Genomic DNA, 20,938 nt, shown 5'->3' with positions numbered 1-20,938 from the left:
TCTCCCGCTGCAGCGACACGGATCCCCGCACGAGTTCGGTACCGTGAGGAGGTGACCGCTCCCGATTCCGCCGAGGCCACCGCCTCCGCCGTTCCTGCGGATGACGACGTCTCTGCGATCTTCACTCCTGAGGCGACTCCCCCGCGCAGTGGGCGGAGGAAGACAGCGGCGGCACTCCCCTGACGTGGGTCGACCCGGTCGACGTGGCCCAGCACCCGGCGACCGACGCGCTCGATGACGCGCCGGCCGTGGAGAGCGGCGGTGCGCTGCTGACCGGAGCGCACCTGCGCCCGGCGATCGCCCGGCCCGGCGTGCTGGTGCCGCTCGGCGTCCTCGTCGGCTTGCTCGGCACCTACGCCGGATCGGCCATGCTGTGGCCGTTGCACGAGGTCGCGCCGACGGTTCAGGCCGTCGAGCTCGCCCCCGTCGCGGCGCCCGCTGCCGCGATCACCTTCCCTGCCCAGGGAAGCGCTGCCGTGGGGATCGGCGGCATCGGTACGACGTCGTCGTCGCTCGACGCTGCGGCGATCGCAAGCGTCACCAAGGTCGTCTCGAGCTTGATGGTGCTCGAGCGGATGCCCCTCGCCGTGGGCGAGCAGGGCCCCGAGTTCTCGTTCACGCGGGCCGACAACCTGGCCTACTGGGACTACCGCCGCTCCGACCAGTCCGCGCTCGACGTGCCCGTGGGCGGCACTCTCACCGAGTTCCAGCTCCTCCAGGGAACGCTGCTCGGATCGGCCAACAACTACATCGACCGGCTCTCCGCGGAGATCTGGGGTTCCCCGTCGTCGTTCACCGCCGCAGCAGCTGTGTGGCTGCGCGACCGTGGTCTCGACGACATCACGATCATCACTCCGTCGGGCTTCGACGACCGCAACCGGGCCACACCCGAGTCGCTCGTCGCGTTGGCCGAGATCGCGATGCAGAACCCCGTCTTCGCCGGCATCGTCGGAACTCCGTCGGTCGATCTTCCGGGTGCGGGCACGGTGGTGAACACGAACGGGATGCTGGCGGACCCCGGCGTCGTCGGCGTCAAGACCGGCACGCTCGGCGACAGCTGGAACCTGTTGACCGCGAAGGTCGTCACCGTCGACGACACGACTGTGCATCTGTACGCGTCGGTTCTCGGTCAGGCCGACGACGCGCAGCGCCTCACGGAGACCCGTTCGCTGTTCACGCAGGTCGAGACGGCGCTGGAGCAGCAGACTCCCGCCGTCGCCGAGGGCACGGTCGTCGGCACCGTCACCACGGCGTGGGGCGCGAGCACCGATGTCGTCACGGATGCGGATGCCGATGTGGTTCTGTGGAACGGCGCCGTCGCCGAGGCCTCGACGGACTTCTCACTCGGCGACAGCCGCGAAGCGGGCGACGAGGTCGGCACGATGACGAGCGTCGGGCCGTTGAACACGGTGACCACGTCGCTGTCGCTCGCCGACGATGTCGATGCCCCGAGCCCGTGGTGGCGGCTGACCCACCCCCTCGAACTCCTCGGCATCACGGCCGACCAGCGCTGACGCGTCGTCCCTCCAGCGAAAGCTCGACGGACGCAAAACGCCTCGCCGCCCGGGATTCGGGAGGCGAGGCGTTCTGTCACTTCAGGGGCTCTGGCGCTTCAGGCGCTCTGGCGCTTCAGGCGCTCTGGCGCTTCAGGCGCGTGAGGAGCCTCCGGCATCCGGCCGTTCGACCACTGCCTGCGCGGCCGCTGCCTCGGCGGCGGGAGTCTGCGCCCCCACCGAGACGCCGACCTGTGCCGACGCAGCCGCGTCTTCGGCGTCGCCGCTCATGACGACCGGAGTAGACCCGGTGAGCGCGTCCTCTGCGTCGATGTCGGTCGCCGCCTGTTCGAACTGCGACTGGTAGAGGCGCCAGTAGGCGCCCTGCGCGGCGATGAGCTCGTCGTGCGTGCCCTTCTCGACGATGTCTCCGTGCTCCATCACGAGGATGAGGTCGGCATCGCGGATGGTCGACAGGCGGTGCGCGATCACGAACGAGGTGCGTCCCTGTCGAAGCGCCGCCATCGCGTGCTGCAGCAGCAGCTCGGTGCGGGTGTCGACCGCCGACGTGGCCTCATCGAGGATCAGGATCGACGGCTGGGCCACGAACGCTCGCGCGATCGTGATCAGCTGACGCTCGCCCGCCGAGACGTTCGACGCGTCTTCGTCGAGCACGGTGTCGTAGCCCTCAGGGAGGGCATGCACGAAGCGATCCACATAGGTCGCCTTCGCCGCTTCGAGAACCTCGTCGTCGGTCGCGGTCGAGCGTCCGTACCGGATGTTCTCGCGGATGCTCCCGGCGAACAGCCACGGGTCCTGCAGGACCATGCCGGTGCGAGAGCGCAGCTGGTCACGCGTGACCTCGGAGATGTCCTGACCGTCGAGCAGGATGCGCCCGCCGTTCAGTTCGTAGAACCGCATGATGAGGTTGACGAGAGTGGTCTTGCCCGCTCCCGTCGGACCGACGATCGCGACCGTCTGACCGGGCTCGACCCGGAACGAGAGGTCGGTGATCAGCGGACGGTCGGGAGTGTACGAGAACGCGACGTTCTCGAACTCCACGACGCCCTTGCCGTCGGCGAGCTTCGGAGCATCCGCGTCGTCCGCTTCCTGCTCTTCGGTGTCGAGGAGCTCGAACACCCGCTCGGCCGATGCCGTACCGGACTGCACGACGGCCGCCATTCCACCGAGCTCGGACAGCGGCTGCGTGAACTGCTGCGAGTACTGGATGAAGGCCTGCACGTCTCCGAGACGCAACTGCCCGTTGGCGACCATGAGACCGCCGAGCACCGCGATGCCCACGTAGGTGAGGCTGCCGACGAAGGTCATCGCCGGCATGATGATGCCGGAGAGGAACTGCGCCTTGAAGCTGGCCTGGAACAGCTCCTCGTTCTCGCCCTGGAACTTCTCCAGCGCGTCCTGCTCGCGACCGAAGACCTTGACCAGCGCGTGACCGGAGAAGGCCTCTTCGACGCGAGCGTTCAGACGCCCGACCTTGCGCCACTGGGTGCCGAACGCCTTCTGCGAGCGAGGACCGATGACGCCGAAGATCACACCCATGAGCGGGAGCGCCACGAGCGCGACGAGAGCGAGCTGCCAGGAGATCGAGAACATCAGGACCAGCACGCCCACGACCGTGAGTACGGCCGTGATCGCGCCGGACAGCGACTGCTGCATGGTCTGGGTGATGTTGTCGATGTCGTTCGTCACGCGCGAGATCAGATCACCGCGCTGCACCTTGTCGAAGTACGACAGGGGCAGACGGTTGATCTTCGCCTCGACCTGCTCGCGCAGACGCCACATGGTGCGGACCATGATGACGTTGATGACGTAACCCTGGATCCAGCTGAGGAAGGCGGCGGTGACATAGATCGCCAGCACGGCGATGATGATCCACCGCAGCGCGTCGAAGTCGACACCGTCACCGACACGGAAGGCGCCGAGGGCCTCGACCTGGTTGGCGAAGTCGTCCTGCCCTCCCTGGCGGAGTGCCGCGACGACATCGTCCTGCGGAGTGCCGGCGGGGAACCCGGGGAAGTCCCCGTTCGCCTGCGCGAGCTGCACGGAGATGAAGCCCTTGTAGATGAGGTTCGTGGCCTCACCGAGCACCTTCGGCGCCGCGACCGTGAGCACGACGCCGACGGCGCCGGCGATCGACACCAGGATGAACCAGACGGCCGACGGCTTGAGCAGCCCGATCATCCGGCTGAAGCTCTTGCCGAAGTTGTCGGCCTTTCCGGGAGCGACGCTGTCCCAGCCGCCGCCGTCCTGGCGTGCCTTCTCGGCGAGCTCGGCCTCGTACTTCTCTTCGTCTGTCAGCTCCGGCTCGACCGCAGTGGTCGTGTCCGCCGCCTTGGCCGCGCGACCGCGGCGGGTCCGGGGAGCGTCCTGCTCGCTCATGCGTCCACCCCCAGCTGCGACTCGACGATCTCTCGGTAGGTCGTGCTGGTCTCGAGAAGCTCCTCGTGCGTGCCGACGCCGACCATGGTGCCCCCTTCGAGGACGACGATGCGGTCCGCATCGGTGATGGAAGAGACGCGCTGCGCGACCACGATCTTGGTCACGTGCGGCAGCTCACGCCACAGCGCCTGCCTCAGTCGGGCGTCGGTGGTGAGGTCGAGCGCGGAGAACGAGTCGTCGAAGACCAGGATCTGCGGCTGACGGACGATCGCGCGGGCGATCGCCAGGCGCTGACGCTGACCGCCCGAGACGTTGGTGCCGCCCTGGGTGATCCTCGAGTCGAGCCCCTGGGGCATCTCCTCGACGAAGTCGCGTCCCTGAGCGATCTCCAGCGCATGCCAGAGCTCTTCGTCGGTCGCGTCCTCGCGGCCGTACCGGAGGTTCGAGGCCACCGTTCCGGTGAAGAGGAACGGACGCTGCGGAACGAGGCCGATGGTCGCCCACAGCGACTCGACGTCGGCATCGCGCACATCGGCGCCGCCGACGAAGACGGCTCCGCCGGAGACGTCGAAGAGTCGTGGGATCAACGACACGAGGGTCGTCTTGCCGGCACCGGTCGATCCGACGATCGCCACCGTCTCGCCGGGCTCGGCCGCGAAGCTGATGCCCTTGAGCACGGGAGAGTCGGCGCCCGGGTAGGTGAACTCGACGCCGTCGAAGGCGACCGAACCGGGTGTCGGGAAGTCGGTCACGCCGTCGGCCGGCCGCACCATGCTCGACTGCGTCTCGAGCACCTCGCCGATGCGCTCGGCCGACACTGCCGCGCGCGGGATCATGATCGCCATGAAGCTGGCCATGATGACGCCGCCCATGATCTGGCCGATGTACTGCATGAAGGCGAAGATCGTGCCGACCTGCACCGTGCCACTGTTGACCTCGATGCCGCCGAACCACACGACCGCCACGATCGTGACGTTGAGGATGAGCATGAACAGCGGGAACAGCAAGACGAACAGCGAGCCGACCTTGCGGCCGACCACCATGATGTCGGTGTTGGCACCGCGGAAGCGCTCTTCTTCGATGCCCTCTCGGACGAAGGCACGGACCACGCGCACGCCGGTGAGCTGCTCGCGCAGCACGCGGTTCACGGTGTCGAGCTTGCCCTGATAGCTGCGGAACAGCGGAACCATGCGGCTGACGACGAGACCGGCGACGATCAGCAGCAGCGGGACGGACACGGCGATGAGCCAGCTCAGGCCGATGTTCGTCTGCACGGCGAAGATGATGCCGCCGATCGCGAGCAGCGGCGCGGTGACGAGCATCGTCGCGCCCATCATCGCGAGCATCTGCACCTGCTGCACGTCGTTCGTGTTGCGCGTGATGAGCGAGCCGGCGCCGAACTGCGACACCTCTCGCTCGGAGAATCCGCTGACCTTGGCGAAGACGTCGGCACGGATGTCGCGCCCCGCACCCATCGACGCGCGAGCCGCGAAGTAGGTCGCGATGACCGACGCGATGATCTGGCCGAGCGAGACGGCGAGCATGAAGAGCCCGGTGCGCCAGATGTAGGCGGTGTCGGACTGGGCCACGCCCTTGTTGATGATGTCTTCGTTCAGGCGCGGGAGGTAGAGGGTGGCCAGAGCGCTGGCGAATTGGAACACCAGCACGGCGACGAGCAGCCACTTATAGCGGGCGAGATAACGGAGGAGGATTTTTCCCAGCACAGGCGGACTTTCTAGGAAGGATGAATCGGCGGATCTCCCGACGGGCGGACGCAGGCCGACGATCGCGCACATGCAAGGGTGGCACGAACTCCGGACATTCGTATCCCCCTGTGGGCGGACCTTCGCTCACAGCGAACCATTTCGGGCGCGGCCAGCGGTTTATGCACCGCGGCGAACAACCGCGGATATATCGAAATGCTCTAGAAGAGGGGGTCTTCGGGCGTGAAGTGTCGAGCGTCGGCGCCGGGGTCTGCAGGCAGTTCGGAGATCGTCGCCGGGTTCCACTTCGGATTGCGGTCCTTGTCGATCAGCTGCGCCCGGATCCCCTCCACGAGGTCGGGATGCCGCAGGACGAACCACATGACGCGGCGGTACTCACCCTCCAGGGCGGCACGCAGGTTCGGCAGCGCACGCGCTTCCCGCACGGCGTCGAGCGTGACGGCCAGCCCGGTGGGCGCCAGGCTCTCGAGCAGATCCGCGGTCGCCGCGGCATCCGGGGCCTCGTCCGCGCGCAACCGCGACACGATCTCCGCGACCGTGTCGGCGGAGAACGCGTGGTCGATCCATCCCCGAGAGGCCGGAAGCGTCGACGGATCGGGAGTCTCGTCGAACAGCAGCACGATCTCGGCCGGTCCTGTCGGATCGGCACGATACGCGAGCGCCTCGCGCAGCGCGTCGAGGCGATCGGAGGGCACGAAATGGTCGGCGAAGCCGAGCAGTACGGCATCCGCTCCGTTCATCGACGCCCCCGTGAGCCCGAAGTACTCGCCGAACCGCCCCGGAGCGCGTGACAGCAGCCACGTGCCGCCCACGTCGGGCGTGAAGCCGATCCGCGTTTCCGGCATCGCGAGCTTCGACCGCTCGGTCACGATGCGGATGGCCGCGTGGCCCGACAGTCCGACGCCTCCGCCCATCGTGATGCCGTCGGCGACGGTGACCACGGGCTTCGAGTACTCGGCGATCATCGCGTTCAGCGCGTACTCCGCGCGGAAGAACTCCGCCGTCTCATCGGATCGGCCCTCCACGATCTGCGCGTGAAGTCCCCGCACATCGCCGCCGGCGCACATGCCTCGGTCGCCTTCGCCGTCGATCAGCACGATCTGCACATCGGTGTCGTGCCGCCACCGCTCCAGCGTGCGCGTGATCTCCTGGACCATGCCGAAGTCGAGCGCGTTGATCGCTTCCGGTCGGTTCAGGGTCAGCCTGCCGAGGGCTCCCTCGGTACGGACGAGGACCCGGGAAGCGGCGCTGGATTCGGTCACGATTGCCAGGCTACCCGGTGGATTGAGCCTTGCATCCGGCCGTGTCTGTACGGTAAATGCACGATCCGGCGGCTTTTCCGGCAGGATAGACAGAACTGCCCACTGCAACGAGAGGTCGCAGATGCCCGACGGACAGGTGCTCGAGTTCACGCACGTCACGAAGCGGTTCAACGACGTGACGGCGGTGTCCGACTTCTCCGCGCGGGTCGAGCCCGGCGTCGTGACCGCTTTCCTCGGCCCGAACGGCGCCGGAAAGACCACCACGCTGCGCATCCTCCTCGGTCAGGTGCGCGCCACGAGCGGCACCGCCACGATCGGCGGAGTCGCACATCCTGAACTGCGTCACCCGCTGCGCACCATCGGCTCCGTCCTCGAGGAGACCGCCTACCGCCCGCGGCGTTCGGCAGCCCGCCAGCTGACCATCGCGGCCAAGGCCAACGGCATCCCGCTCTCGCGTGTCGACGAGGTCCTCTCTCTGGTCGGGCTCGAGCACGAAGCGGAAGGACGCATCGGCAGCTTCTCGCTCGGGATGCGGCAGCGGCTGAGCGTCGCGCACGCGCTGCTGGGCGACCCTGGCGCGCTCGTCTTCGACGAGCCGGCGAACGGGCTCGACCCCGAGGGCATCCGGTGGATCCGACTCCTCCTGCGCCAGCTCGCCGATGAGGGCCGCACGGTTCTCGTCTCCTCACATGTGCTGAGCGAGATCGAGCAGGTCGCAGACCACGTGCTCGTGCTCTCGAAGGGCCAGCTGGTCCTCTCGAGCGGCATCGAGAAGCTGGCCGACCCGTCCGCCGGATCCGTGGTCGTCGACGCCGAGGACCGCGCCGCCTTGAAGGCGGCGCTCTCGGCCGCCGGCCTCGAGGTCGAGGTGCTCCGCTCGGGTCTCACGGTCCGCGGCAGCAATGCCGGCGCCGTCGGCGCCATCGCCGCATCGGCCGGCATCGCTCTGGCGACCCTGGTGCAGCGCGGCCCGACGCTCGAAGACGTCTTCATCGAGCTCGTGCGCGGCGGGAGACTCGCCCCGCAGGCCATCACGGCTGCACCGGTCATCGAGTCGGAGACGCCGGTCGCGGATGCGACAGCGCCGCTCGCGGCGGTCCCTGCTGCGTCCGACGCTCAGGACGTGTCCGGTCCGAGTGCCCCCGATTCTGCTGCGTCCGACGCCGTTGCGTCCGATGCCGACGCGTCCGAAGCCGACTCGTCCGATTCCGACTCGTCCGATTCCGACGCCGAACGCGCGGAGGCCGATGCGGCCGACGTCGAGGCTGACGCCGCCGCGGATGCAGCGGATGCGGCTCGCGACATCGAGTACGCCGCGGCGGAGCTCGGCTACGCAGCGGACGCCTCGGATGCGAACGACGCCGAGGATGCGGCTGATGTGGCCTCCGATGCCGCGCATGCGGGCGGTGACGAGGTCTCCGGCGACGACGACTCGACGGGGGAATCGACCGAGCACGAGACTCCGGCCGAGGAGCACCCTCAGCCCTCCTTCGACGACATCCTCTTCGGCACGACCCCTGTCGATGCTCCCACCGATCCCGATGTCCCCTCGGCGGCCGAGAGCGGCGCGGAGGAGCACTCCGGCGTCGAGTTCTTCGGCGAGGCGCACGACTCCGAAGACGCGTCGGAGTCGTCTGATGACGTCGCCGCGCCGTCTGACGATGACCCCCGATCCGCGGCCGTCACCTCGATGCTCGCTGCAGCAGCGCGCGCGTACTACGAGGACGAGCCGAAGGACTATCCGCTCGGAGACGCCGACGCATCAGCCGACGCGCAGGCAGCGTCGGATGCCGAAGGCGAGCACCACGAAGGTGAGCACCACGAAGGTGAGCACCACGAAGGCGAGCACCACGAAGGCGAGCACCACGAAGGTGAGCACGACCGCTCCTGAGGTCGCTCCCCCATTGCGAACGCCCTCCGCGCCATAAGGCTGCGGAGGGCGTTTCCCGTTCCGTGACGGTCAGGCGGGACGCGGGCGGATCACTGGGCGGCGGCTGCCCTTCGAGACCGGCGTGGGCGAGGTCGCCACGATCTCCTCGACGTCCGCCGGCTCATCCGACACATCGAGTCGGAGCGCTTGGGTCAGGGCGAGGCCGTGCCTCGTCGTGAGGATCAGACGCCGGTACTGCGCATCCCCGGAGAGATCGATGACCACGCTGGGACGACGTTTGCGGATGAGGACGAAGTCGACGCTGCCTGCGGCCTTCCACGTGCCTGCGGCGAGCACTCCGGGGATGTGCGTCCCCGGGTTCGGCACGCCACGCAACCAGGTCCACGCATCATCGATGAGCTGGACCTTGGTGATGGTGTCGCGCACGAGCCGCACGTTGTCCCGGTGGAAGCTCGCCGCACGCTCGATCGGCGAGAGCACGATCTCGAGTTGCGTCTGGTCCAGCAGCAACGTCACCATGCGTCCAGTCTGCCAGCGGCACCCTTCCAGATGTCTGTGTCTTGTTCACAGGAAGGCAACGATCCGTTGTCGGTTCCCACGATTCCACCCCTTTTCCATTCCGGTGTTCCGCTCGACTTTCGAACAAATCTACTAGATTCGGAACATGACATTCGCCACCGACCCCGGCCTCGAGCAGCGTGCAGAGCTTCTCGACTCCTGGGTCGAGAAGCGACGGCAGTCCGGCTGGAGGACGAACAGCCGGTCGCATCGCTCAGGGCAGCATCGAGTATGCCTTCACGGATGCGGCATTCCTCGAGCGAGGCCACCCGCGCGTCCAAGAGGCCTTCCGCGAGGGAGCCGTCACGGCGGCTGGGGGTGGGTCAGCTCCGCTCAGGCAGTCGCGGCGGCATCAGCTGCGGCGCGCGCAGCCACGGGCAGAGCTGCCTCGATGCGCTGCAGCTCTTCCTCACCGTGAGCGGCGGTGAGGAACCACGCCTCGAACACGCTCGGAGGGAGCGCCACGCCCTGCTCGCGCATCGCATGGAAGAACGGGGCGTACCGGAACGACTCCTGCGCCTGAGCCTCGGTGTAGTCCCGAGGTGCAGATCCGCGGAAGGAGGCGCTGAAGAGGTTGCCGGCATGGGCGACGGCGTGGGTCGCACCGGCCTCCGTGAGCGCCTCATCCAGGGCGCGGGAGACTCGCGCTGCGGCCGCGTCGACGGTCGCGTACACCTCCGGCGTGGCGAGGCGCAGCGTCGCGAGACCCGCGGCGACCGACAGCGGGTTACCGGACAGCGTGCCCGCCTGGTAGACGGGTCCCAGAGGAGCGAGAAGGTCCATGATCTCCGCACGGCCTCCGAGCGCAGCCAGCGGCATCCCTCCGCCGACGACCTTGCCGAAGGTGATGATGTCGGGCAGATAGTCCTCGCCGGCGGCCGCCTGGAGCCCCCAGAAGCCCGCCGGGTGCACGCGGAAGCCCGTCAGCACCTCGTCGAGGATCAGCAGGGCGCCATGCGCGTGAGCGGTCTCGGCGAGCAGGCGGTTGAACCCCGGCAGCGGCGGAACGACACCCATGTTCGCCGCTGCGGCCTCGACGATCACCGCCGCGATGCGCGGGCCGTGCTCGGCGAACACAGCTGCGAGAGCGTCGGGATCGTTGTAGTCGATCACCAGCGTCTGAGCCGCGATGGGCGCAGGCACACCCGCGGAACCCGGAAGCGCGAGCGTCGCGACACCGGAGCCCGCCGCAGCGAGCAGACCGTCGGAGTGCCCGTGATAGTGCCCGGCGAACTTCACCAGCAGGTCGCGTCCGGTGGCGCCGCGGGCGAGCCGGATCGCCGTCATCGTCGCTTCGGTTCCGGTCGACACGAGCCGCACCCGCTCCACCGGCCGAACCTCCCCGAACCGCACGCGGTCGGCGATCAACTGAGCGAGCTCGACTTCGCCCTCCGTGGGAGCGCCGAACGAAAGGCCTCGGGTGGCCGCTTCCTGCACGGCGGCGACGACCTCCGGCTGCGCGTGGCCGAGCAGCGCCGGCCCCCAGGATGCCACGAGGTCGACGTAGCGGTTGCCTGCGGCATCCGTGACCGTCGCGCCGCTCGCCGAGGCGAGGAAGCGCGGCGTGCCGCCGACCGAGCCGTACGCGCGCACCGGCGAGTTCACCCCTCCGGGGATCACCGTGCGGGCAGCGGAGAACAGGTCGTCATTGCGGTCGGTCACAGCACACTCCTCAACGATGCGCGGACCTCTCCCGGCATCCCATCCAGGCTAATGCGCCGACCTGAGGGCGGGACTCAGATCGACGGGGCTCTCAGCGAAGGCGTGCGCGACTCAGCCGCGCAGCCAGCGGGCGGCCTCGGTCGCCCAGTAGGTCAGGACGACGTCAGCACCCGCACGGCGGATCGAGAGCAGCGACTCGAGGACCGATGCACGACGATCGATCCAGCCGTTCGCAGCGGCCGCCTCGATCATCGCGTACTCGCCGGAGACCTGATATGCCCACACAGGAATGTGGACGGTGTCGCGCACCTCTCGCAGCACATCGAGGAACGCCATCGCCGGCTTCACCATGACGATGTCGGCGCCTTCCTCCTCGTCGACGACGGCCTCGCGCACACCCTCGCGACGATTGCCCGGGTCGAGCTGATAGGTACGACGGTCGCCCGTGAGCTGCGAGTCGACGGCTTCACGGAACGGGCCGTAGAACGCGCTCGCGTACTTGGCGGCATACGCGAGCAGCAGCACGTCGGTATAGCCGTCCGAGTCGAGCGCCTCGCGGATGACCGCGACCTGGCCGTCCATCATCCCCGACAGACCGAGCAGCTGCGAGCCGGCGCGGGCCTGCGAAAGCGCCATGGAGGCGTACCGCTCGAGGGTCGCATCGTTGTCGACCGACCCGTCAGCTGCGAGAACGCCGCAGTGACCGTGATCGGTGAACTCGTCGAGGCAGAGATCCGTCTGCACCACGAGTGCATCGCCCACCTCGGCGGCCAGCGCCTCGGTCGCGACGTTGAGGATGCCCTGCGGGTCGTCGGCACCCGAGCCCTGAGCGTCGCGCACGGCGGGCACGCCGAACAGCATCACACCGCCCACACCCGCCTCGGCCGCCTCGGTCGCGGCGGCTCGCAGAGAGTCGAGCGAATGCTGCGCGACTCCCGGCATCGATCCGATGGGCGCGGCCTCGGTGAGTCCCTCGCGGACGAACAGTGGAAGCACCAGCTGACGAGGCTCGATCGAGGTCTCGCGCACCAGTCCACGGACTGCAGCAGACTGGCGGAGGCGGCGCAGTCGTACGTCGGGGAAGCTCACGGTGCCAACTCGTCCGCCGCGTGCGGGAGGGTGTAGCTCGACACCGCGTCGATCAGCGCGTCCACAGTCTGACGGTCGGCGACGACGGTGATCGGCAGACCTGCCCGATCGGCATCCTTCGCGGTGCGCGGACCGATCGCTGCCAGCAGCGTGTCGTCCGGGATCAGCGGGAACTGCTCGCGCACCTGCTCGGCGACTGAACCGCTCGTGATCAGGATCGCGTTGATCCGTCCGTTCTCGACATCACGCTTGATGCGCTCCGTGACAGGGACGCCGACCGTGCGATATGCCACAACGCTGTCGACATCGTGACCGGCCTCCTGTAGGAGGACGCTGAGCACGGGCTTCGCGATCTCGCTGCGCAGCGCCAGGATGCGACGAGGCTCGGTCTCGAGGGCGATGAGCTGCTCGGCCATGCCCGCTGCCGAATTGTCTTCGTCCGGCACCATCGCGACTTCGTAGCCGACCGCCTGCAGGGCGGCGGCGGTCGTCTCGCCGACGGCCGCGATCTTCGTGCGGCGCGGGACGATCGCGCGGTGCGCGAACATCACGTCGACGGTCGTCGCACTCGTCACCGTCAGCCAGTCGTACTCTCCATCCGCGAGCCGGGTGAGAGCGACGTCGAGGGCTGCCTGGTCGGTGGTGGCGGCGAAATTGATCAGCGGTGCCACGACGGGCACCGCGCCACGGGAGCGCAGACTGGCGGCGACACCGTCGCCCCACGGCCCTCCGCGGGGTACGAGGATGCGCCAGCCGTCCAGCGGTCGGTCCTGCTTCGAATTGGTCATGATGAGGAATGCTCTCGGGAGACGAGGTCGGCCGCCCCTTGCTCGAGCAGCCGATGGGCGACAGACAACCCGATCTCGCGTGCTGCGTGCATCGGGTCTGCACCACCGGCAGCATCCGCTCCATTGCCGCTGCCGTTCCGACGAATATACTCCCCGTTCACGGCTTCGGTGACGTCGAGGCCGATACGGCGCCCACCGTCGGTGGCGTAGACGACTGTCCTGATGCGGATCTCGTCGCCCTCGACGACCGCATGTGCGGCCATCGGCGCCTGGCATCCGGCATCCAGCCCCTCGAGAACGGCACGCTCCACGGTCACCGCCAGACGCGTGTCGAAGTCGTCGAGCTCGGCGAGCGCGGCGAGCAGCTCTGCGGGGGCATCCGTGCGCGTCTCCACGGCGAGCGATCCCTGCCCCGGCGCTGTCGGCCATTCGGAGAGGCCCAGCTCTTCGCGGCGCAGCGGGGAGTCCGTGCCGAGGCGCGACAGACCGGCCGCAGCCAGGATCACCGCATCCAACTCGCCGGAGGCGACCCGCTGCAGACGAGAATCGACGTTGCCCCGGATGTCCACGACCTCCGCGTGCGGAGCCCTCCGGTGCACCTGCGCGATGCGCCGGGGGATCCCGTGCCGACCTTGCTGCCGGAACGGAGCTGGTGCAGCGGTGTGCCGCCGCGAGTGATCGCGACGTCGCGCGCGTCCTCACGCACCGGGGTCGCTGCGATGACGAGACCGTCGGGGATCGCGGTGGGAAGGTCTTTGAGCGAATGCACGAGGAAGTCGCACTCGCCGGCGAGCAGTGCCTCTCGCAGACGCGTGGCGAAGATGCCCTGACCGCCGATCTCCGACAGCGACGCACGATTCGTGTCGCCCTCGCTGGTGATCGGTACGAGCTCGACGGGGCGCCCCGAGATCTTCTCGAGCGCGGCGGCGACGTGCCCCGACTGCGCCTGAGCGAGCGCGCTGCGGCGGGTGCCCAATCGGATCGGGGAGGGGGTCTGACTCTGAGTGTTCATCGTCGACCTACTGCAGCACGTCCGCGATCTCGTCGAACCGGAGGCGTCGACCCGTGTAGAACGGGACCTCCTCCTTCACGTACAGGCGCGCGTCGGTGTAGCGCAGGTCGCGCATGAGATCGACCAGCTCGGTGACCTCGTCGGCTTCGAGCGGAAGGATCCACTCGTAGTCGCCCAGGGCGAATGCGGCGACCGTGTTCGCGATGACCCCGGTGAACGCCGCTCCCTTGCGTCCGTGATCGGCGAGCATCTTCCGGCGCTCCTCTTCGGGCGCAAGATACCACTCCGGCGTGCGGACGAACGGGTACAGGCACAGCCAGTCCTTCGGCTCCACGCCACGAAGGAATCCCGGGACGTGAGCTCGGTTGAACTCGGCATCGCGGTGCACGCCCATGACGTTCCAGACCGGCAGCAGGGTGCGCAGCAACTCGGTGCGGCGGAGCCGGCGGAGAGCCTTCTGCAGGTCTTCGGCAGTGTCGCCGTGCAGCCACACGAGCAGATCGGCGTCCGCCTTCAGGCCCGAGACGTCGTAGAAGCCACGGACCGTGACGCCGGAGTCCTCGATGTACGAGACGATCGTCTCGAGCTCCGTGGAGTCGGACTCGGTGACCGCCACATCGGGGTTTCGTCGCCAGACTGCCCAGAGGGTGAAGCCGGACGGGTTCTCTTCGCGCGCATCGGACATGGATCCAGTCTGCCCCCTTTGTGAAGCACTCGCGAACGCGAGTCAGGATGCGAGGATTTCGGCCTGCGGTCAGCGTGAGAGCGCGCGGGCGATCGCCCAGACGGCACCGCCGACGATCACCGCGACGCCCACGGCTCCCGCGATCGCGGCAGCCGGGTTGCGGTCGGCGAAGACCCGCGCCTTCGCCGCGGCGCGCTTGGAGGCCGTGTCGATGCGCCGGGGGAAGTTGCCCTTGACCTCGATCGCCGCGAGAGCGGCCTTCAGCTCCGCCCGAGCCGACTGGACCGGGTCGACGATGCCCGCCGGAACCGCCGTCTTGGGCAGCGGCCTCGTGATCTCAGAGTTCGTCATTACCGGCTTCCTTCACGAGTCTGATGTCTTCGCCCACCGCTTGCGCGGGGTTCTTACGAGCGAGCACCTTGCGGAACTTCAGGATGCCGAGCAGCGCGAACAGCAGCACGGCGAGGATCAGGATGCCGAGCACCGCCAGGGCGGACAGCCAGACCGGCCACCACGACGACAGCCCGGCGATCGCGAACACCAGGATCACCGGCACGGCCCAGAACAGGAAGAAGAGAGCGACGAGGAACCAGACGGAGCCGATCCCCGCGTCCTTCGCCGTCTTCGAGATCCAGGTCTTGGCCGCGTTGATCTCGGCTTTGACGAGGCTGCTGATGAGCTCGGGAAGATCGCCGATCAGGGACAGCAGGCTGTCCTCGGCGCGATCGCGGTATCCGCGGGGCATGTCAGCTGCCAGACTTCGCGGCGGTGGAGCCGGGCGTTGCCGGCTTCTTGGCCGCGGGCTTCTTCGCGTCGTCCTTCTTCGCGGCGTCCTTGACCTCTTCGACGGCGTCCTCGGTGGCGTCGACGATGTCGTCAGCGGCCTTGCGCCCCGCAGCCACGGCGGAGTCGAGTCGCTGCCCAGCGGTCTTGTCGCCACCGCCGGCCGACTTGACGACCTTCTGCACGCCGGTCCAGATCGCACCGGGCACTGCCGCCGCCTTGTCGCCGACGTAGCCCTTGACCTTGTCGACCTGCTCCTGCACCGGGTCGAGGTTCCAGACCTTCAGCCACTGAGTCTTGATCTGCTCATACCTCTCGCGGCCCGCGCGGGTTCCGAGCACGTATCCCACGCCGATTCCTACGACGAGTCCGATCTTCCCCTTCATGGGGTCTCCTCACGTTGTTCCGGTGTGAACGCCTGGGGCGAACCGACGACTCGGAGCCGCCTGCAGGTGTCCAGCGTAGCCCCGTATGCCGATTTCGGCATCTGTCACGCAGAGGGTTGACAGCGGAGCGACTTTCGGGTTCGTGCGACGGCGTCAGTCCCAGAGCAGCGCCCGACGAAGCCGGTCCGCCTCTTCGCGCGCGTCGGGGATCACCTGGGCGAGACCCGTGCCGGCCAGCCACGCGCCGACGGCGGCGAGCCCGTGCACGCCCTGCACAGCCGACCTCGCGGCCTCTCGGCGCGCACCGGAGCCGATGATCGATGCAGGCTGCGACTGCACGTACCTCGCGCGGTGAGACGCCACGAGGTCGCCCGCCGCGAGCGGCACGCCGAGGAGAGCCGATGCTTCGCTCAGCGCCAGTCGAGCCGCGGCGTCGTCGTCGAGCGCGGTGGTGGCGGCGGGTTCGCCCTGGGCTCCGAACGAGACCCGCACGACGTGCCTGGGGCCGGCCGCGGCGCGCACCCAGTCCCACTTCGCACTGGAGTGGGTGAGCGCCTTCGCTGTGTGGCTGCCGGGGACGGTCAGCACGCCGGTGCCCCGTGGAGCACCCGCCAGCGCCGACGGCTCCAGCAGCAGTGTGACGATCTCGATCTCCGGAGCATCCGCCGGCGCGGTCTCCGCCAGTGCGGGCACGCTCTTCTCGAGAAGTCGCCTCGCGGCGGCCTCGGAGGTCGCGACCACCACGCCATCTGCGGCGAACTCGATCTCCTCCGTGTGAGCGTCGCCGAGAACGGCGTCTGCCACGGGAGCGACGTCGGCGTGAGCCTTCACCATCCACGCCTCGGCGGTGCGCGTCAGCTGCGTCACCCGCGCGCCGGTGTGCACGACGCCACCGAGCTTCTCGATATCCGCGACCAGCGCCTCGATCAGCACCGTCATACCGCCGTCGAGCCCTTCCACGGCCGCGCCGGGCGCGAGCGCGGCACCTTCGCGACTCGCGGCTCCGCGCGCCTTCGCAGCTCTGTCCGCGCTCTCCTGCCGCATCGTCTGCACCGCCCCCGAGAGCGATCCGACGCGGGTGAGGGCGGCGTTGAGTCCGGGGGCCGCGATGTCGACGTCGACGTCGTCAGGCGAGGCTGAGTACACACCGGTCGTGACCGGGGCGACGAGACGATCGCGCACCCTGGCTCCCATGCGCGACGACACCAGTCTGCCGAGGCTCTGACTGTGGCCGATCGTCAGCGGCGGGCGAACGCGATCCAGGTACGCACGCCATGCGCCCGACCACCCGATGATGCGGCGGACGTCCTCCTGGAACGGATTGCCGGGGATTCCGAGAATCCCGCCGACGGGCAGCGGTGCCGCGCCGATGCCGGGGATGCCGGCGAGCCAGGCGCTCCCTGCCGCGGGCGCGACGATGCGGTCGGCGAGGCCGAGCTCCTCGATCAGAGCGCGCACACGGCCGCCCCTCGTCGCGTAGCTCTCCGCGCCGGCATCCACCACCACTCCGTCGAGCTCAGCGCGACGGATGGCGCCGCCGATGGCATCCGTCGCCTCGAGCAGGGTGACGCGCATGCCGACCTTGACGCACTCCCGGGCAGCGATCAGGCCGCCGATGCCCCCGCCGATGACGACGATGTGCCTCTCCGCCGCCCTCGCGGCGACGTCGGCCGGTTCGGCGCGGGGCGTCTCACTGTTCGCTGGCTTCGACGTCATGCGTCAATCCTTCCATCCGCCGGGGGAACGGCGTCCAGCATTCGGCCGGACAAACCCGTCACGCCTCGGTCTGCACCGCGGATTCCCGCCCGGTGCCGCGCTTGCGCACCTCACGGAGCACGATCTGCTCGGGGCACACGGTCGACAGGAAGTCACCAACGGAGAGGGCCAGCCGCTCGCCGACGAGGGAGTACAGGATGCGGTTGGCATCACGACGCTCGCTCACGAGACCGGCCTGACGGAGAACGCCGAGGTGCCGCGAGATCGTCGGCCCGCTCGACGAGAACCGCGAGGCTATCTCACCCGCTGCGAGCTCGCCCTCTTTCAGATCCTGCAGGATCTGGCGCCTCGTCGGGTGCGCCAGAGCCGCGAAGACGTCCGACGCGCTATCTGTCATGGGTGCAATCTAGCACTGACGCTATATTGCATCCTCATGAAGCTCGGCCGCGAAGCGCTCTGAGACTCAGATCGAATGGACCAGCTCGACGATACGGGTGAGCTGATCGGGGTCCGCCTCGGGCGGCACGCCGTGCCCGAGGTTGACGATGTGTCCCCTGGCGGCACTCCCGCGCTCGACGACGTCGCGCACATGCGCCTCGAGCACCGGCCACGGAGCGGACAGCAGTGCCGGATCGATGTTGCCCTGCACCGAGACGTCGGGGCCGAGGATCGCGGCGGCCTCGTCGAGCGGCATCCGCCAGTCGACACCGACGCCGTCGGCGATGCCGTCCAGGCGCATGTCGGCGAGGAAGGGCCCGGTGCCCACGCCGAAGTGGATGCTCGGCACGCCGATGGCATCGAGGGCGACACGCGAATGCGGTGCCACGTACGCGCGATAGTCGGCGGTGCTCAGCGACCCGGCCCAGGAGTCGAACAACTGCACGACGGATGCTCCGGCATCCCGCTGGATCTCGAGGAACCGGCGTGAGACCTGCGCGAGCCAGCCCGCGAGGCGGTTCCACGACTCCGGATCGGCGTGCATCATGGCCCGCGCCCGCAGGTGCTCCTTCGACGGGCCGCCTTCGACGAGGTACGCGGCGAGAGTGAAGGGAGCACCCGCGAATCCGATCAGGGGGGTGTCGCCGAGCTCGGCCGTGACGATGCCGACGGCCTCGGCGATCGCGGTGCCGTCGAGCGACAGCGGGTCGATCGCTGTGATGCGATCGACATCGGCGGCAGACCGCACGGGGTCGGCGAACACGGGGCCGCGTCCGGGCTCGATCTCGACGTCCACCCCGGCGAGACGCAGCGGGATGACGATGTCACTGAAGAACACGGCGGCGTCCACGCCGTGACGACGCACGGGCTGCAGCGTGATCTCGGCCGCGAGATCGGGAGTCAGGCAGGCGTCCAGCATGCGCGTGCCGACGCGCAGCTCGCGGTACTCGGGCAGCGACCTGCCGGCCTGGCGCATGAACCACACGGGAGCATGTTCGGGGCGGGGGCCGGTGAGGGCGCGCAGCAGCGGAGCGTCGGAGAGGACCATGCGACCATCCTCCCATCCGCCGCCGGGCCGACCTGCATGAAGCCTCAGGTAGAATCGTCATGTGCTGCTGGTTGTCACGGCGAGTCACAAGACCGCCTCCTTCGAATTGCTCGAACGCCTGAGCCGCACCCCCGATGACGTCGCCTCCACGGTCGTGGACATGGCGTCCTGCGTGCAGGGTGCGGTCGTTCTTGCTACCTGCAACCGCTTCGAGGCCTACGTCGAGATGGACGAGCCCGTCACGGCGGCGGGTGCGATCGGTGTCGAGGCGGTGCTCGAGGCTGTCGAAGCATCGACCGGCATCCGCGCGTCCGAACTCGACGGCGCCTACGAGGTGCACTCCGGTCGTCGAGTGGCGGAGCACCTCTTCTCCGTCGCATCGGGACTCGAATCCGTCGTCTCCGGCGAAGGCGAGATCGCCGGTCAGGTGCGTCGCGCCCTCAAGTCCGCGCGCAAGGAGGGCACCACCTCGCCCGAGCTCGAGCGGCTTTTCCAGCGCGCGAGCCAGGCGCAGCGCAAGGTCAAGAACGTCACAGCCCTCGGCCGGGCCGGCCGCTCGCTCGTGCGCCTCGCCCTCGAACTCGCTGACAGCCGCATCGCCGACTGGTCGACGGAGCGCGTGCTGCTCGTCGGCACCGGTGCCTACGCAGCCGTCACCCTCGCGACACTGCGCGAACGGGGAGCCGTCAACATCTCGGTGTACTCACCCTCGGGCCGAGCCGAGAAGTTCGCCGCAAAGCACGGCATCCGCCCGGTCGCCGCAGAGGACTACGCGCGCGTTGCCTCGCGCTCGAGCCTGCTGATCACCTGCACGACGGCGACCGCTCCCGTGCTGACACCTGAGCACCTGCAGGCGCCGACCGGCATCGCACCCGAGGGATGCCCCGTCGCGTCGCACAGCCAGATGGTCGTCGACCTGGGCATGCCGCGCAACGTCGACCCCGCCGTCGCAGCGCTCGAAGGCGTCGCGCTGCTCGACCTCGAGACCATCAGCCTGCACGCACCGCTCGAAGAGCTGCAGGCGACGGATGCCGCACGCACCGTGGTGCGCGAAGCAGCTGACACGTTCCACGTCGTCGGCAGCCGACAGAGCGTCACGCCGTCGGTCGTCGCCCTGCGGTCGCATATGTTCGCGCTGCTCGAGGCCGAGATCGGCCGCGCTCGCGCACGCGGCGATGACGACGGCAGGGTCGAGCAGGCGCTTCGCCACCTGACCGGCGTGCTGCTGCACGTGCCGACCACCCGCGCCCACGAACTGGCCGCCGCCGGCCGCGCGGACGATTTCGCAACTGCGCTCTCGACGCTGTACGGCATCGAGCCGGTCGAGTCCGCGCTGTCATCCGATACCGACGGCGCCGCGACCGCCTGAGCCGCGCTCCTTCTGCACAGGAGCCCTCTGTGGTGGTCTTTCCACAGCACTCGGGAGAAGCACGGCGGTCGCCCTGGCGGCCACTTCGATGCTTCATATCGTCGAACCCCTGACAGCGTCGATCACGCGGCGCAGACTGGGGGAATGCTCGTGGATCCGAACCTGATCGGCATCATCATCGCCCTCTTCGGCGTCACTGCCACCGTGCTCGGCGGCGTCTCTCGGATGCTTGCAAAGCAGGCCAAAGGGCTCGAAGTCCGGTTCGACAGGATCGACGAGCGATTCGACAGGGTCGATGAACGGTTCGCGAGGGTCGAAGGCGACATCGCGGAGCTCCGCACCGAACTCAAGACCGACATCGCCGAACTCCGCACCGAACTCAAGACCGACATCGCCGAACTCCGCACCGAACTCAAAGGCGACATCGCCGAACTCCGCACCGAACTCAAGGGCGACATCGCCGAACTCCGCACCGAACTCAAGGCCGACATCGCCGAGCTCCGGTCGGAACTCAAGCAGGACATCTACGACGTCAAGACAGAGCTCAAGGCCGATATCGCCGATGTCCGAATTTCGGTCGCGCGTCTCGAGGGCCCCCTTCCCAAGCTCCAGCGCATATGACTCCGGCATCGGA

Annotated in this window: 19 protein-coding genes and 2 pseudogenes; 5 read left to right on the top strand and 16 right to left on the bottom strand. The window is 68.7% G+C overall.

The annotated features are described in order from the left end of the window. The first annotated feature begins 51 nt into the window (after window positions 1–51). Window positions 52–183 carry a hypothetical protein gene (locus tag ACZZZQ_RS09135; RefSeq protein WP_463507386.1) on the top strand — a complete coding sequence of 44 codons (132 nt, stop codon included), beginning with the start codon at window positions 52–54 and terminating at the stop codon, window positions 181–183. Window positions 184–203: 20 nt separating this feature from the next. Next, window positions 204–1,514 (top strand): D-alanyl-D-alanine carboxypeptidase family protein, encoded by a 1,311-nt coding sequence (locus tag ACZZZQ_RS09130; protein ID WP_463507385.1) that lies wholly within the window; start codon window positions 204–206, stop codon window positions 1,512–1,514. A 132-nt stretch (window positions 1,515–1,646) separates the two neighbouring features. Here ACZZZQ_RS09130 and ACZZZQ_RS09125 read toward each other — a convergent pair whose 3' ends face one another. The 3 genes from ACZZZQ_RS09125 to ACZZZQ_RS09115 form a co-directional block, all read right to left on the bottom strand. Continuing rightward, complete coding sequence (locus ACZZZQ_RS09125) at window positions 1,647–3,893, bottom strand: ABC transporter ATP-binding protein (protein ID WP_187250639.1); 2,247 nt, start codon at window positions 3,891–3,893, stop codon at window positions 1,647–1,649. Beyond that, complete coding sequence (locus ACZZZQ_RS09120) at window positions 3,890–5,617, bottom strand: ABC transporter ATP-binding protein (RefSeq protein WP_056280467.1); 1,728 nt, start codon at window positions 5,615–5,617, stop codon at window positions 3,890–3,892. The genes ACZZZQ_RS09125 and ACZZZQ_RS09120 overlap by 4 nt, the downstream gene beginning before the upstream one ends. A gap of 200 nt (window positions 5,618–5,817) precedes the next feature. Further along, the gene (locus ACZZZQ_RS09115; RefSeq protein ID WP_295101542.1) at window positions 5,818–6,879 is read right to left on the bottom strand and encodes an enoyl-CoA hydratase/isomerase family protein; all 1,062 of its coding nucleotides are present in this window, start codon (window positions 6,877–6,879) and stop codon (window positions 5,818–5,820) included. Window positions 6,880–7,000: 121 nt separating this feature from the next. Between ACZZZQ_RS09115 and ACZZZQ_RS09110 the strand changes: the two genes are divergently transcribed. After that, a complete protein-coding gene (locus tag ACZZZQ_RS09110; RefSeq protein WP_463507384.1) occupies window positions 7,001–8,770 on the top strand; it encodes an ATP-binding cassette domain-containing protein in 1,770 nt (589 codons plus the stop codon). Here the strand turns inward: ACZZZQ_RS09110 and ACZZZQ_RS09105 are convergent. The 13 genes and pseudogenes from ACZZZQ_RS09105 to hemE form a co-directional block, all read right to left on the bottom strand. Next, window positions 8,712–8,843 (bottom strand): annotated as a pseudogene (locus ACZZZQ_RS09105) (hypothetical protein); the annotation flags it as partial. The gene ACZZZQ_RS09110 and the pseudogene ACZZZQ_RS09105 overlap by 59 nt on opposite strands. Then, complete coding sequence (locus ACZZZQ_RS09100; protein ID WP_053097989.1) at window positions 8,840–9,289, bottom strand: hypothetical protein; 450 nt, start codon at window positions 9,287–9,289, stop codon at window positions 8,840–8,842. The gene ACZZZQ_RS09100 and the pseudogene ACZZZQ_RS09105, both read right to left, overlap by 4 nt. Window positions 9,290–9,661: 372 nt before the next feature. Further along, on the bottom strand, window positions 9,662–10,990 hold the full coding sequence (gene hemL, locus ACZZZQ_RS09095; RefSeq protein ID WP_400338923.1) for a glutamate-1-semialdehyde 2,1-aminomutase: 1,329 nt from the start codon (window positions 10,988–10,990) through the stop codon (window positions 9,662–9,664). Between the two features lie 111 nt (window positions 10,991–11,101). Continuing rightward, window positions 11,102–12,079 carry a porphobilinogen synthase gene (gene hemB, locus ACZZZQ_RS09090; RefSeq protein ID WP_053097991.1) on the bottom strand — a complete coding sequence of 326 codons (978 nt, stop codon included), beginning with the start codon at window positions 12,077–12,079 and terminating at the stop codon, window positions 11,102–11,104. After that, the gene (locus tag ACZZZQ_RS09085) at window positions 12,076–12,867 is read right to left on the bottom strand and encodes a uroporphyrinogen-III synthase (protein WP_053097992.1); all 792 of its coding nucleotides are present in this window, start codon (window positions 12,865–12,867) and stop codon (window positions 12,076–12,078) included. The genes hemB and ACZZZQ_RS09085 overlap by 4 nt, the downstream gene beginning before the upstream one ends. After that, a pseudogene (gene hemC / locus ACZZZQ_RS09080) lies at window positions 12,864–13,879 on the bottom strand (hydroxymethylbilane synthase). Before hemC ends, ACZZZQ_RS09085 begins: the two are co-directional and overlap by 4 nt. A gap of 7 nt (window positions 13,880–13,886) precedes the next feature. After that, window positions 13,887–14,564, bottom strand: a complete 678-nt coding sequence (gene hemQ / locus ACZZZQ_RS09075; RefSeq protein WP_053097994.1) for a hydrogen peroxide-dependent heme synthase — start codon at window positions 14,562–14,564, stop codon at window positions 13,887–13,889. Between the two features lie 69 nt (window positions 14,565–14,633). Then, window positions 14,634–14,915 (bottom strand): hypothetical protein, encoded by a 282-nt coding sequence (locus ACZZZQ_RS09070; RefSeq protein WP_072592006.1) that lies wholly within the window; start codon window positions 14,913–14,915, stop codon window positions 14,634–14,636. After that, window positions 14,902–15,309, bottom strand: coding sequence for a phage holin family protein (locus ACZZZQ_RS09065; RefSeq protein ID WP_053097996.1), 408 nt, complete (start codon window positions 15,307–15,309; stop codon window positions 14,902–14,904). Before ACZZZQ_RS09065 ends, ACZZZQ_RS09070 begins: the two co-directional genes overlap by 14 nt. A 1-nt stretch (window position 15,310) precedes the next feature. After that, entirely contained in the window at window positions 15,311–15,733 is a 423-nt protein-coding gene (locus tag ACZZZQ_RS09060) for a hypothetical protein (RefSeq protein WP_072592007.1), read from the bottom strand. 153 nt (window positions 15,734–15,886) lie between these two features. Next, entirely contained in the window at window positions 15,887–17,449 is a 1,563-nt protein-coding gene (locus ACZZZQ_RS09055) for a protoporphyrinogen/coproporphyrinogen oxidase (protein ID WP_463507383.1), read from the bottom strand. Between the two features lie 58 nt (window positions 17,450–17,507). Next, window positions 17,508–17,846, bottom strand: coding sequence for a metalloregulator ArsR/SmtB family transcription factor (locus tag ACZZZQ_RS09050; protein WP_053097999.1), 339 nt, complete (start codon window positions 17,844–17,846; stop codon window positions 17,508–17,510). Window positions 17,847–17,912: 66 nt separating this feature from the next. After that, window positions 17,913–18,935: a uroporphyrinogen decarboxylase gene (gene hemE / locus ACZZZQ_RS09045; protein WP_463507382.1), complete on the bottom strand. Its 1,023-nt coding sequence runs from the start codon at window positions 18,933–18,935 to the stop codon at window positions 17,913–17,915. A gap of 61 nt (window positions 18,936–18,996) precedes the next feature. Between hemE and ACZZZQ_RS09040 the strand changes: the two genes are divergently transcribed. Beyond that, complete coding sequence (locus ACZZZQ_RS09040) at window positions 18,997–20,304, top strand: glutamyl-tRNA reductase (protein WP_230101054.1); 1,308 nt, start codon at window positions 18,997–18,999, stop codon at window positions 20,302–20,304. Between the two features lie 144 nt (window positions 20,305–20,448). Beyond that, window positions 20,449–20,925, top strand: a complete 477-nt coding sequence (locus tag ACZZZQ_RS09035; protein ID WP_463507381.1) for a hypothetical protein — start codon at window positions 20,449–20,451, stop codon at window positions 20,923–20,925. Window positions 20,926–20,938: the final 13 nt, after the last annotated feature.

This window comes from Microbacterium sp. AC132, from assembly GCF_979258525.1.
The sequence above is the reverse complement of the archived record's forward strand: the minus strand, read 5'-3'. Positions and strand labels throughout refer to the sequence as shown.

Coding starts and splice junctions, on each gene's coding strand:
- ACZZZQ_RS09125 (WP_187250639.1), bottom strand. CDS start 3,893: ATGAGCGAGCAGGACGCTCCCCGGACCCGCCGCGGTCGCGCGGCCAAG.
- ACZZZQ_RS09110 (WP_463507384.1), top strand. CDS start 7,001: ATGCCCGACGGACAGGTGCTCGAGTTCACGCACGTCACGAAGCGGTTC.
- ACZZZQ_RS09100 (WP_053097989.1), bottom strand. CDS start 9,289: ATGGTGACGTTGCTGCTGGACCAGACGCAACTCGAGATCGTGCTCTCG.
- ACZZZQ_RS09085 (WP_053097992.1), bottom strand. CDS start 12,867: ATGACCAATTCGAAGCAGGACCGACCGCTGGACGGCTGGCGCATCCTC.
- hemQ (WP_053097994.1), bottom strand. CDS start 14,564: ATGTCCGATGCGCGCGAAGAGAACCCGTCCGGCTTCACCCTCTGGGCA.
- ACZZZQ_RS09070 (WP_072592006.1), bottom strand. CDS start 14,915: ATGACGAACTCTGAGATCACGAGGCCGCTGCCCAAGACGGCGGTTCCG.
- ACZZZQ_RS09065 (WP_053097996.1), bottom strand. CDS start 15,309: ATGCCCCGCGGATACCGCGATCGCGCCGAGGACAGCCTGCTGTCCCTG.
- ACZZZQ_RS09060 (WP_072592007.1), bottom strand. CDS start 15,733: ATGAAGGGGAAGATCGGACTCGTCGTAGGAATCGGCGTGGGATACGTG.
- ACZZZQ_RS09055 (WP_463507383.1), bottom strand. CDS start 17,449: ATGACGTCGAAGCCAGCGAACAGTGAGACGCCCCGCGCCGAACCGGCC.
- ACZZZQ_RS09050 (WP_053097999.1), bottom strand. CDS start 17,846: ATGACAGATAGCGCGTCGGACGTCTTCGCGGCTCTGGCGCACCCGACG.
- hemE (WP_463507382.1), bottom strand. CDS start 18,935: ATGGTCCTCTCCGACGCTCCGCTGCTGCGCGCCCTCACCGGCCCCCGC.
- ACZZZQ_RS09035 (WP_463507381.1), top strand. CDS start 20,449: ATGCTCGTGGATCCGAACCTGATCGGCATCATCATCGCCCTCTTCGGC.